This is a genomic window from Mesotoga sp. BH458_6_3_2_1, assembly GCF_003664995.1.
Taxonomy (GTDB): domain Bacteria; phylum Thermotogota; class Thermotogae; order Petrotogales; family Kosmotogaceae; genus Mesotoga.
Map to the genome: position 1 here is coordinate 45,529 of NZ_JFHL01000002.1, position 13,188 is coordinate 58,716.

6 protein-coding genes are annotated in these 13,188 nt (G+C 44.9%); 3 read left to right on the forward strand and 3 right to left on the reverse strand.

What is annotated here, in order from left to right; genetic code table 11:
- Nucleotides 1-1,452 precede the first annotated feature (1,452 nt).
- The 3 genes from Y697_RS00495 (at nucleotide 1,453) to Y697_RS00505 (ending at nucleotide 9,079) form a co-directional block, all read left to right on the forward strand.
- Nucleotides 1,453-6,006: an InlB B-repeat-containing protein gene (locus tag Y697_RS00495; protein WP_121549764.1), complete on the forward strand. Its 4,554-nt coding sequence runs from the start codon at nucleotides 1,453-1,455 to the stop codon at nucleotides 6,004-6,006.
- 142 nt (nucleotides 6,007-6,148) lie between these two features.
- Nucleotides 6,149-7,897: a nitrous oxide reductase family maturation protein NosD gene (locus tag Y697_RS14870; protein ID WP_259462232.1), complete on the forward strand. Its 1,749-nt coding sequence runs from the start codon at nucleotides 6,149-6,151 to the stop codon at nucleotides 7,895-7,897.
- Between the two features lie 24 nt (nucleotides 7,898-7,921).
- Nucleotides 7,922-9,079 (forward strand): cytochrome c biogenesis CcdA family protein, encoded by a 1,158-nt coding sequence (locus tag Y697_RS00505; RefSeq protein WP_121549765.1) that lies wholly within the window; start codon nucleotides 7,922-7,924, stop codon nucleotides 9,077-9,079.
- Between the two features lie 692 nt (nucleotides 9,080-9,771).
- Here Y697_RS00505 and rpsB read toward each other — a convergent pair.
- The 3 genes from rpsB to glmS all read right to left on the reverse strand — a co-directional run bounded on the left by rpsB (nucleotide 9,772) and on the right by glmS (nucleotide 13,188).
- Nucleotides 9,772-10,581, reverse strand: coding sequence for a 30S ribosomal protein S2 (rpsB, locus tag Y697_RS00510; RefSeq protein ID WP_121549766.1), 810 nt, complete (start codon nucleotides 10,579-10,581; stop codon nucleotides 9,772-9,774).
- Between the two features lie 288 nt (nucleotides 10,582-10,869).
- Nucleotides 10,870-11,238, reverse strand: coding sequence for a ribosome silencing factor (rsfS, locus tag Y697_RS00515; RefSeq protein WP_259462233.1), 369 nt, complete (start codon nucleotides 11,236-11,238; stop codon nucleotides 10,870-10,872).
- A gap of 123 nt (nucleotides 11,239-11,361) precedes the next feature.
- Nucleotides 11,362-13,188, reverse strand: a complete 1,827-nt coding sequence (glmS, locus tag Y697_RS00520) for a glutamine--fructose-6-phosphate transaminase (isomerizing) (RefSeq protein WP_121549767.1) — start codon at nucleotides 13,186-13,188, stop codon at nucleotides 11,362-11,364.

Genomic DNA, 13,188 nt, shown 5'->3' on the forward strand with positions numbered 1-13,188 from the left:
CCTCCCTAATCTTCATAGCCAAGCGTCAGATCGAGATCTCTTTTGCTATCGTTTCAAACCTTGAAATGACTTATAAAGGAGTCATTTGAATCTCTCTTTGAAGAAAACCAACTCGCTTTTTCGAGTAGTGAGTGCTTGTTCTACTAGAATTACAAGTTGTTGAATCAAGAGAATGGCGAAAAAACTGGGCTCACTCAGTTCATCAGGAATCGGCAAGCGGGGATTGAGCTCTGAGCATGTTAATTGTCTTTCTTTGCTCAATGCATAGTGATTTCGAGCGAGATTTGTGAATCGGTGAGGTTTAGGTGGATCGTATACTACAGTCTAAGTGTCCGGCAGAAATGTAGGCCAAACACATGATGGGGTCCTTCAAGAGCGAAGTAATCTCAAAGAGTCGATGATATATATAATGAATAGAAAAGCGATTTCTTTCACCAAAGCAGTTTTCATGAACAGCAGTTAGCTAAGAAAACGGCGATGACTTGTTAGCGAGAGTAACAGAAGTCAGCTGGTTGTTTTCTACATGAGTACCAAAGACATGACTTGGTCAGGAATGAGTCGGTCGAAGTTTCAATGATTATGTAGATGAACCTAGTGATTAAGAACTAAATATCTCTTGCAAAAAGCACTACCAGCGCGAACAGGTCTCAGAGATCTCCAGTTATAGCAAGTAAAGAATGTTAAGTGCAGAATTCTCATGTGTGGTGCTTGTCATCAAGAGGTGAAAACGGATCAGATTAACGGCTAGAGTGGGTTACTCTCCGGGTTGGGGAGCGAGTAGTTGGCACAAAAAATCCGTACCCTCACCACACCATTTTCTTGAGCCGCCAGACAAAGTATGTGTGAGCAAACATCCTGTCAGTGGAAGTATGAAGCACCTGAAGAGATTGCTGACGGCGAGAAAGAGATTAAGTTTGGACACTAAGAGTCATCGAATCTGCGAGTAACGAAGATCGTGGGGAATAAGGATCGTATTCGAAAAGTCCTTCAGATGGAGGCGAACTTCTCCGCAGAGCTGCTTGATAATCCGGGAGCAAGTATGATTTATGCTTTGTCTATGAGCATTGTTTGTGGTAATAATCATTTATAGAATAGATGAATTACATCATCAAGCAGAGGGGGAATATCGAGCGGTTCATTATCCATTCCATTTCAGTCACCAGAGTTTCTATGAGCACTACCCAATGCGCTATTGTGCTTGAAAATAGTTGACATTGGTTTGTTGTAAGTGGTAGAATAATCCCAGACAAGTTTCTCTTGCGGTATTTGGTGTATAATTGGCAATGTCGAATGCTGTATTTCTTTGGTATTTTTCTGTTTAATATGTTTTTCCGGGTCTTTTTTTGACGTTAGAGCTCTTCGAAATCAAGTTAGTTCTTTAAGGTTGATATACTCTAAGCTATGTGAGGAAGAAAATATTCACAACCAAACGCCTTATAGGGGGTGTGTGCAGTGGCAAAGAAACTCTTGAAATTAACCACATTGCTAGCTATTCTACTCCTCGTGTTCATGCTGACTGGCTGTCCCAAGCCACCGGCTGAAGAGTACACGTTAACGATTGAGAAGACTGGCAATGGAACCGTTACTGCCGATCCTGCACCCAATACAAGCGGCAAGTACACGGCTGGAACAGAAGTAACATTGACAGCCGTAGCCGATGCAGGATGGCAATTTGTTAAGTGGGTAGTCGGTGAAACAAATGTGACAGAGAATCCTGGAGTAGTCACAATGGACGCCGACAAAACTGTTGAAGCGGTCTTTGAGGAAGAGGAACCACCAATTGATAAGTATACTCTTACAATTACAAAGACCGGTGAGGGAACCGTTGATCCAGCTGTGGGAGCTCATGAGTACGACGAAGATGCCGAAGTCGTCCTTACCGCAACTCCTGCCGAGGGATGGTATTTCAGCAAGTGGGTTGTTGGTGGTACTGATGTTTTCGAAAATCCGACAACTGTAGTAATGACTTCCAACAAGAGTGCCGAAGCCGTATTTGTGGAAGAAGAACCGCCAGTTGGTCCATTCCCAAAGGTTACCAATCTCAGTTTCACAACTGCAAACTTCATGGTTCTTCAGCCCTGTACCGAGAATCTTGAGATAAGATTCCAGGTTGCGGTTGATGATCCTGAAAGCGAACTCGTTGCAGCAGAGTACAAGGTTTCGCACGTGGCTTCCGGCGAGTTCTTTGCAGTAGAGATTCCGGAAGACAACTGGGGCGCACCGTGGACCTACACAGTATCGGAACCGATACTCCGCAGCAATTTCGTTCCTTTGAACGGTGGAAGGTACGATATCACTGTGACAGCAACAAACACAGAGGGAAATGGAACTAGCGATACAATCTCCTTCTATGTGAAGCAGTATGTCGCTCCGTCTTTTGATGCAATCGATGTTGGAATTGTGGACTCTGATGAAGACCAGATACAAGAAGCTGACGGTCTTTGTGTAGTTACAACAGATGGCTTACCTGCAACTGTTGAAGCTACTTTCACCTACGATTCCAAGATAACGGTCAGAGTATATTTGATCGAGAAAGATGCTGTCGATGGTATTACAGGAATGCTGGAAGACGAGAGTACTGAGCTCATTGTAGAAGAACCATTCTTAACTGATGAGCTTACAACAGAGAAAGTCACAATTGGTCTTCCTGACCTGAGACCCTACATGGATGCTGGAGTGGAATACAAGCTTCTTGTTGTTCTCTTCACTCCTGAATGTGGAGCCTTAGGATGCGTAGACTGTGGAATTGAGGCTTACAAGCTAGTCGATTGTGATTTCATTAAAGATCTCACTCCAGAGCTTGAATGTCTGCCATGCGAATGCGAAAATCCATGTGATCCATGCTTCAAGGGTTACGAACCAGGATTACTAATCAAGAATCTGCTAGTCACGAATCCAGCTGAATTCGATATTACTCTGACGATCAACGACACCGTCTTCACCAACGAAGATTTCACATTTGCCGAAGACGATGGAGAACTTGAAGTCAGGATTCTTATCGAAGAGGGAATGGTAACACCCGAACTCAGCGGAGAGACTTATCTGTACTGGGAGGTAGTAACACCGACAGAAGTTGAACTAGATGCTACCTGCACAGTCATGATAGATTTCGAAGAACCTGAAGCGGAAATAGTCATTGAGAACTGCTGTGTAAACGAAGGTATAACCGAAACAACCTTCACGGTTACCTTCTCCGACAACATCGGTCTTCAGAGAGCCAAGATCTGGGGTTCCGAGGGCATCACCGTAGAGCTTCCTGCCGGTAAGACAGTTGGCGACTGGTTTGCACTCTCTGGAACTGAAGTCACCGTGGCTGGAACAATTACCGGTATTGACGGTGAATACACTCTGTACGCAGTAGTTGAAGACGAATACTGTATAGAATCAGAATGGGATAAGGAATGCGGAATTAACGTTCCTCCTCTAGTCGACTTCGGACCCTGGTGCCACCTGACCGAGTGCCCGCCAAGCTGCGATGCAACCGAGATCGAGCTCCAGTGGGGAATCGTAGATACTCAGGGTGACTTTACAGACTTCGATATCTTAGTTAGCCATGGAGACCTTGATACCTTTGACCATCAGAAGATGGAAGGTCACGTAACCTGGACTCTTGGAGACATCGACTGTGAGACCGTCACGGCTACTATAGTTGCTCACGACGATTGCGAAGGCACTCTGAATTCCACAACAAAGAGTTGGACATCTCCATATCCAATGGACAATGTGAAGCCTGAGATTGATCTCACATTTGCAGACTGTGGCGAACCCGAAGAATGCGCAACCTCTGCCGTTCTTGCTTGGGATGCCTCTGACGCATGTCTTGACTTCGTCTTCATCATGGTCATGCAGGGAGAACTGATATGGCCCGATGAAGGAATTATTCTGGAAAATGGTAAGCTCGATTCCATTGGTGTAGATTCAGATAGCATCATGAGTTACTACGCAACGACAACTGCAATCGGCGAAATTGAATGGGAATTTGAAAATGCTGTTGACTGTGAGAACCTAGAGGCAGTTGCAATTGCAGTTGATACATGTGTAAACTGTAACTATGACGTGTTGGTAAGCGAAAACGTGATAGATAACATGGAGCCATATGTGGAGCTTGGTATCTTTGGACTTGGTTACAACAGGCCATCACAGTTGGAAGTGCTCGGTAATCTGAGCGAATTTGATCTTGATGAATTCGTAGACGAAGGCTTCATAACCGATCTCTGTACAGACGCCACCTGTCTGGGTCTTATCTGGATAGTTGAAGAGAACTGTGTCGAAGACATCTGGTTGACGACAAACTACCCGCTCAATCCATGTGGCAACGAAATAATGGAAAGACCTGTAGGAAACTATACGTACGATCCGAAGCACCTCAGCTTGTGGTGGGATACTCTGACACCAGAAGACTGCTGGATGCTCGACAGAGACGTGACAATAGGATTCATTCCATTCTGTCTACCGTTGATCGACTGTGAAACATTCGAAGCGACCTTGACGGCGGATGATATCTCCGACTGCACGGATGAAGTCAGTGATTACGCAACCATTACCGTTGACAACTACCCGCCGGAGACAACGCTCGAATGGGATCTCACACCATGTTCAACTGAAGTAATACTGACATGGTCTATTCAGGACGAATCATTCCCATGTGGAACATGTGATAGCGATTTGGGTTGCCCAATAGGTAGGCTTGTTCTTAATGTTGATGGAGAGATAGAGGGATACCTTGATATCTTCTTAGACAGTCTTGGAAATGCTACCTATGATGGAATGTTCGTAGATCCAGAATGGGAGATCGATTTTGATCCTGTTACTTTGACCGCTTACGGAACAATAACTGGATCTGATGAAGAACTCGACTGTGTTGAGATTGAAGTTGAGCTCTATGCAGCCGGTTGCTGCTGCGGCGGACTCACGCCACTCAGCGAGCCGATGGAAGTGCTGACTGAAACTGTAGACAATGTGAAGCCCGAACTGGATGTTACACTCAGTGGCTTGATTGTGACAGAGCTTCCGTACTGCAAGGGTGAATTCACTTCAGACGCAACGGAAGTCACGATAACAGTTCTCGCGACAGACAATTGTTTTGATGAACTCGTTATCGAAGTAACTCATGGAACGATAGATGGTCAGATAACTCCATGGGCGACCAATCTTACTGGTCCATTCTCTGTAGTTTGGAATCTGGAGAATCTTGGCGAACTGATTGATTGTGAAGAAGTTGAACTCACGGTGACCGCATACGATGACGCTGCATGTGATCCTACCGAATTTGCAACATCCTTCATAATCGATAACATGCCACCAGAGATTGTTCAATTCGAGTTTGACGCAGAGACACTTACTTGTGGTGCAACATCTGTATTGATTGACTACTGCATCTCGGATGAGTGTTTGACATGTGGAACTTGTATCGATATTATGGTTGGATACGTAGAGCTCAGTGAACCAATGGCTACAGGTCCATACGCTGGGCTCACTAGAGTTCCGATATCTGCGCCATGCGGATGTGACTTGCCACTATGTGGAACTGTAGAGTGGACCCTTGAAGGTATGGATTGTGGTGAGACTCTGGGTGCTACCCTCGTTGTTTGGGATACTTCCGGCAACAAGAGCACGAAGTATATTGAGATCGAGGATGATCCGGACGATGACATACCAGGGTTCGACAATAAGGCTCCAGTGGTCATGACCTTCATGTTCGATGGTTCAAGTGTTATTACTTGGGACGCAACAGATAACTGCTTTGACAGAGTCAGTATCTGGGTAAGTCACGGTACTCTACCAGACATTTCTGTAGAACCAAAAGATGAATTTGTTGAATCTCAGACTGAGATGGCACCAAAGATCTTCTCAGATCAAGGGATTTCGATGTCCCCTGCTGGGACGACTACTTGGGATATAACTGGCTTTGAGAACGAGACGCTAGTTGCAACCCTAATTGCATATGATTATTGTTGCAATGAGGAACTTGCAGTGTATCCTCCAGGTGTGGAGCCAGCAGAATAGGAAAATTGCTCAAGAGTTGTGGAAATTGTCCTTGATAGAGAGTACCCGCGGCCGAGGCCGCGGGTTTTTCTTGTGATGAGAGATTCGCTTTTGTGATATAATTTATCGTAATTAGCTCTATTCATTCTCAAGAGGTGATCTTATGAGGCGAATGCTTTTTTTTCTTCTTGTTATTTTAATCACAATTATGGTCATTGGTTGCGGTGCGAAGATAAAGTTTTCCGTTCCGGACCAGCGGGTTTCTCAGGGTGAGGTCCTCACTCTTGATCTGAATGACTACATCGATGATTCCGGTAATTCGACAGTGTATTTCTCTTTGGTATCGGGAATTGGACGAATAGAGGGGAGTAGGTTCGAGCTGTTTGCTGATAAGTCATTGTCTGGTAGTTCAACGGTCGAAGTCGCTTCTTTTACAAAAGGCGGTGAACCTGTCGTCTCATCATTCAGGGTTACAATCGAAGAGACTGATTTTCCGCCAGAAGGAACAATCGGAGATATTTCTGTTCTTGAAGGAGAGTCACTTAGTTTGCCTCTTGATGTATTTATTATAGATCCGGAGGGTTCAGAGGTTAGTCATGAACTTTCGGGTGATTATGAAGAAGGATTTGCGAGGATAGAAGAAGGGGTCCTCTTTGTTCAGCCGAGATATGTGGATTCGGGAAGGAACGAGCTGAAGATAATTTCTTCGGATTCCAATGGGAATTCCAGCGAATTGACTTTCGTCGTAGAAGTCAAAACTACAAATTCGGTTCCGATAATGAACATAGATGACCAGATTGTGCAGGAACATAGGGCACTAGTAATCGATCTCAAGCAGTTTGCAAGCGATCCAGATGGCGATGAACTGAGCTTCGAGGTCATTGAACCAGTGAATTCTGAAGTAAGTTCCGGAATCTTCACGTATGAAGCGGGAAGTTATTCTGAGGAAGCAGTTGCCGTATCAATAAAGGTGGTAGATTCAAAGGGTGCTTCAACACAGGAATCATTTGAGATAAGCATCGTTAAGGCACCAGATGTGGCCGAGGGAGTGCTGACCGTTGGAGCGATGGGACAGTATGCCACGATTCAAGACGCAGTTGATGCGGCAAAAGACGGTGATACCGTCAAGATACTCCCTGGAGCTTATCGAGAGAATGTCACTGTAAGCAAGAACATAGCAATCATTGGTTCTTCGAGGGAAGAGGTAACGGTTGTTGCTGAAAGTGAATCTTCTCCAGTGCTCTTTGTAAGAGGTGTGGAGGACTTTGTTGTTGATAGTGTGTCCTTCCAGTCAGGCGGGTCTGTGATTAATTTCTCTAGATCTTCTGGTCAGGTGGTCAACTGCAATATTGCAGGAGGAAGATTTGGAATTTCTTTCAGCGGAGACGGAAGAACGCTTAGGGTTGCAGACTCATATATTACAAGTCTTATGGGGGTAGGCAACGATGAGTACCTAAGCACAAGGTTGGTAGGGATATATGCATACGGAGAGGCCACATTGATAGTAGAAAACACCGTCATTGAAAGAACAGGAACGGGTGTGAATTTCTCTAACGGTTTGAACTATATAGTCAAGAACAGTACTTTCAATAGAAACACAGTTGGAGTCTCTCTTAGCGGTGCGTCTACAGGATCTCTCATCGAAAACAAGATAACTGGAAACGTTGATAATGGTGTGCTCGCCAATATCACTTCTACTGCAACTCTTACTGACAATGTTTTCTACGCGAATGTGAGACATGGACTTGATCTTTATCTAAAGAACTGCACTGACTGCGGATGCGGTGGAACGACTTTCAAAGGAACTGTGTTGGGATCTGGGAATGTCTTTGATTCCGAAGAAGAAATCTGCCCACTCGATTATTGGGATGAGACTTTCTACAGCTTCGATGAGACTCTTGGGAAAGACTGATATTAAGACATTGGGTGACGGTTTATGAAGAAGTACTTGACATCTCTCTTATTGTTGCTTTTTGCGGTGGCTCTCAATGCAACCGTTGTTATCGATTTCTTTGGAGTTTCGACCTGTCAGGAATGTTTTGAAGCCGAAATGATGATCGAAAGCCTGAAGTATGAAATTGAGGATGAAGTCGTTCTGAACAAGTTTATGTTGAGTGAATCAGAGAATCAGCTACTGAAATTGAAGTATGCGATGGTCTATGGAGTCGATGAAAGTGAATATGACCTCTATCCAATGTTGTTTGTTGGAAAGGCTGCCTTCACTCCATCGAATCTTGAACCGGGCGCCTTACTTGAGAGTATGGAGAACTACTCTCAGGAAGAAAGAGAGTCGAAGCTAAGCGAGATTAATGCTTTGAGCGAAGATGTGGGCCAAAGACTTACCGAGAGATACGAGCAGTTTGGTTTCCTTGTAGTCCTCGGAGCAGGTTTGATTGACGGAATAAACCCATGCGCTTTTGTGGTACTGATTTTTCTTGTTTCATATCTGTACTACGTTGGGCGGGGAAGAAACGAGATCCTCGTGTCGGGTCTCTTTTTTGCCATCGGTATTTTCGCAGCTTATCTCTTGATGGGGACGGGGCTCCTCGGAGCCGTGGGTTACATCGAGAGTATTTCCAGGATTTTCCAATTCATATTCTATCCGGCTATGGCAATTTTCACCGGAGTGCTCGCAATTCTCTCCATCGTTGATTTCTACAGGATGAGGTATAAGAACAAGAAGGCGATTCTAGAACTATCAGCGGGCTTGAAAAGAAAGACTCACGAAATAATCAGAAAGAATGCAAGGGCGAAAACAATATGGATCGCTTCTTTAGTCACAGGAATTCTTGTTTCTTTTGTAGAGTTTATGTGCACCGGGCAGGTTTATTTACCTACGATCGTCTATATTATAAACAGTGCAGGTCTTTCAGGTAGGGCTCTGGGCTTTCTGATGATCTACAATTTAGGGTTCACGGTTCCGATTATAGGTATAACGCTAATAGCATATTTCAGTTCCTCAACGAAGAGAATTCAAGAATTCATGACCTCGACACAAGCTGCCGCGAAAATCAAGCTGTTAATGGGGGCTTTGTTTGTTGTCTTCTTTGTGATAATGCTGAATATTACTCTCAAGACCTTCAATTTGATTTAGCCAGAGCTTCTCCCAGAACTCATAGATGGTGCCGATAATACAAGCCCGATGGAATACGAGATTAGTCATGTATGATTCCATCTGGCTTTTCCATTTTTTTGAAGCTTTCTATTGCGAGGATTTGTTTGTCATAGCTCACACATAAGAAACCTCATCATTACCCACAAGCCAGGGAGTTAAATGCGAAGAATATGCGGAATCTTGTTTGAATGTGTATTTGACTCCTTATGATCCTGATCTCAAATCCTCCCTTGAGGGAGGAGGGTCACATGACGGCGGAGGGTTTGCGTCTCTGAAGAGCAGAAATCTCGTTCGTACATTAGTGCATTAGTCTGACTTACTGAAGAACTGTCGCGAGCCTTTCAGAAAGAAATGCATCTTCGATTTTGAAAAGGACATACGGTTGAAAAAGCGCTTCAGAAGAGGTCGCTCAAGAGATGGTGTGGTGTCTGCGCAGACCTTGTGAGTTCAGGCTGGTTACTACTCTTCGGGAGAGTGTGTCCCACTCAAGTGGCGACTGAGATCAAGTGCTTATGGATTCGTGAAGCCGCATTTACTTGATAATTATGACTGATTCCGGAACTAAGGAACAAGTTGATTGATCTCCAGGGAAAATGATGTGGGTAGTGATGAGCAGAAGAAACGGGGAGCCTAGCAGCTCCCCGAAGTACTAAAGGCGTAAGTTGCTTCTGTTATTCATTGTCCTCTGAATCATCTGAGTCATCAACCTCTTCTCCAGAAGGTTTCTCTTCATCTGAGGAGACTTCGACGGTTTTTTCGTCAGTTGATTCTTTCTTTGTCTCGAGAGCAGCTGCGTTAAGACCCTCTCTGCCCTCAAGAATAGCATCTGCCATCGTATGTACTATTAGCTGAATGGCTCTGATTGCGTCATCATTTCCGGGGATAATGAAATCGATGACGTCAGGGTCGCAGTTAGTATCTGCAATTCCGATGACTTTTATTCCGAGTTTGTTGGCTTCTGCAACGGCGATTTCTTCCTGTTTTGGGTCAACAATAAAAATCACGTCTGGGAGCTTCTGCATCTCCTTGACACCACTGAGATTCTTTCTCAGTTTGTCGAGTCTCTTATTTATCATGCTCTGTTCTTTCTTGGGAAGAGCTGCAAGTTTTCCGGACTCTTCCATTTCCTCGAAGTTCTTTAATGCTTCGATTCTTTTCTTGATCGTGGTGAAGTTCGTAAGAAGTCCGCCGAGCCAGCGATTGTTGACGTAAAAAGAGTCGCATCTCTTCGCTTCTTCCTGTACGATCTGCTGAGCCTGTCTCTTAGTGCCAACAAAAAGGAACGTTGCACTTTCCTGAGCTGAATTCCTCACATACTCATAAGCCTCTTCGATGAGCTTCAAGGTCTTCTGAAGATCCACAATGTAGATGCCTTTTCTCTCACCATAGATATACGGTTTCATCTTGGGGTTCCATCTTCTCGTTCTGTGACCGAAGTGAACTCCGGCTTCGAGAAGCTGCTTCATTGATACTACCGACACAAATACACCTCCGTTTTGGTTTACCTCCGGCTTCGTCAACGATCGACCCCAGTAAGCTCCAGAATTACTCAATACTCTTCTTCTAGTACCTCTCCTGAAGAGCGTCTCTACCGATAGATGTGTCGATTCAGTGATTTCCTAATGAACTATCTTCTCAGATAGAAAGAACACACCCTGCCGCAATCTGTCCACCTCGTTCTAGTGGGGTGAAGACCGAGAGCGAGCAAATCTCAAGTAGTTCTAAAGAGCAACGACTAGCGCTTATTGGGGCACCGGGATCGATAACGATTATTGCCGTGTGTTGTCCCCGTCTTTGACGAGATCTCTATATGTGTATCTCTTTGCGTTCAACCAAAGATCTTCGAGAGAGTAAAACTCTCTGCCCTTCCTGCTAAATATGTGGACGATAAAATAACCACCATCGATTACCATCCAGTCATACCCCTTTCCTTTGTCGTAGAAGATGATCTGGACTGCTTCTCTTTCAACATATTCCAGTATTCCCTCTCTGAGGGCGTCCATGTGTGGATCGGAATTTGCTGTTGTCACAACAAAGTAGTCAGAAAGATTTGACACTTTGGAGACGTCGAGTACAATTATCTCTTCTCCGTGCTTTTCGTCAAGTATCTCTACAATTTCCTTCACTACGTTATCCAAGATAGATTCTCCTGTTCATATCATGGTCATCCGTTGGGGGTTCACCGTTCTCCGCAAAACCTAAGAAAACGAATCAATCAAGATGATTTCGAAAATCGAGTCTAGCAATAATCTTGATTCTACCTATTCAACAGTGACGCTCTTCGCAAGATTCCTGGGTTTATCTGGATCAAGATCTCTCCTGACGGCGACGTAATATGCGAAGAGCTGTAAATATGGCGACATTACTAACGGGTACAAGGGTTCCAGGACTCCAGGTACTTCAATTCGACTGTTGACTGCCTTTGCAACTTCCCTGTCATTCTCAGAGCAGATGGCTACGACTTTGGCATCCCGTGCTTTGGTTTCCATAATGTTGGAAATCATTTTGGATTTGAGTTCATCCTCGGGAACTATAGCAAAGACTGGGAAATCATTGTCGAGAAGCGCGATTGGACCGTGCTTCAATTCGCCGGCCTGATAACCGCTAGCATGAATATAACTGATTTCTTTGAGCTTCAGAGCGCCCTCAAGGGCGGTCGCGTAACTGTATCCTCTGCCGATGTACATGAAGTGTTTGTAGGCAAAATACTCTCCCGCAAGTCTGCTGCACTGTGCGTTTGCTATTGGCAGAGTGTTCTCAAATATCGTGGGCATACCTTCCAGTTCATTAACGATCATAGCAATATTGCTTGTACTAGAGTCCATAATCTTCGCTATGGCTGCCCCCAAAAGAATAAGTACTGCGAGCTGCGCTACATAAGTCTTCGTAGCCGCCACGCCTATCTCTGGGCCTGCATTTATATAGATCACAGCATCGCTTTCTCTTGATATCGTAGATCCGACAACGTTTGTCAAGGATATTACTTTAGCTCCCATCTTTCTTGCCTTTCGGATACCTTCGAGAGTGTCTGCGGTTTCTCCTGATTGGGAAATCGCAATGACCAAGTCGGCGAAGTTCTCCGATAGCCTTCTATAACGGAACTCTGAAGCAACCTCCACTTCTGCGCGGATATTTGAATAATCCTGAATGAATCTCTGAAAGACGAGGCCTGCATGGTAACTAGTTCCGCATGCCAGAACGGTAATAGATCTGGCCTTCTTTATATCATCCTGCAAATTCTCGACTTCTTTGAAATTGGGCGAACCGGCCTTGATTCTTCCCGTAAGAGCGTTTCGGAGAGTCTGTGGTTCTTCGAATATTTCTTTAAGCATGAAATGAGCATAGCCGCCCTTTTCCGCAGAGTCCTCGCCCCATGTGATTCTCGTTGCAGACTTCTTGACGATAGACCCATCAATCCTGGTTATGTTAATACTCTCCGGCCTAATTATCGCCAGTTCTCCGTCATCTACGAAATAGACGTCACGAATGTACTTGAGTAAGGGAGTAACGTCAGAAGCAAGATATCCAGCCTGTTCTGCAGAACCTACGACAAGAGGGCTACCTTTACGCGCTGCCACGATCACATTGGGATGGTCCTGATGTACTACTCCAATTGCGTAAGCGCCCTCCAGATCCACTAACATATGTCTTACAGCGGCAACAATGTCTCCCGAATAGTGATCTTCAATCAGATGGGCGATTACTTCCGTGTCGGTTACCGATTTGAATATGTGACCTTTCTTTTCAAGCTCGACCCTCAATTCGTCGAAGTTCTCAATTATCCCGTTGTGAACGACTGCAATTTTTCCGGTGCAGTCAGTATGGGGATGAGCGTTGAAATCAGACGGGCCTCCGTGGGTTGCCCACCTTGTATGGGCTATTCCCTGTACAACAGATGAATCAAGATCTCCGTCCAGAAGCTTCTCAAGGGAGGAGATCTTCCCAACGGCCTTCATCACTTTCAATTCATTTCCGTTATTCACTGCGACACCGGACGAATCATATCCCCTGTACTCAAGCTTCTTCAAAGCGTCGACCAGTTTCCTAATTGTAAGGTCTTTGCCCACCATTCCAACTATGCCGCACAC

What these genes read in the sequence shown, in the direction of transcription:
- Y697_RS14870 (WP_259462232.1), top strand. Translation starts at nt 6,149, where the DNA reads ATGAGGCGAATGCTTTTTTTTCTTCTTGTTATTTTAATCACAATTATG.
- Y697_RS00505 (WP_121549765.1), top strand. Translation starts at nt 7,922, where the DNA reads ATGAAGAAGTACTTGACATCTCTCTTATTGTTGCTTTTTGCGGTGGCT.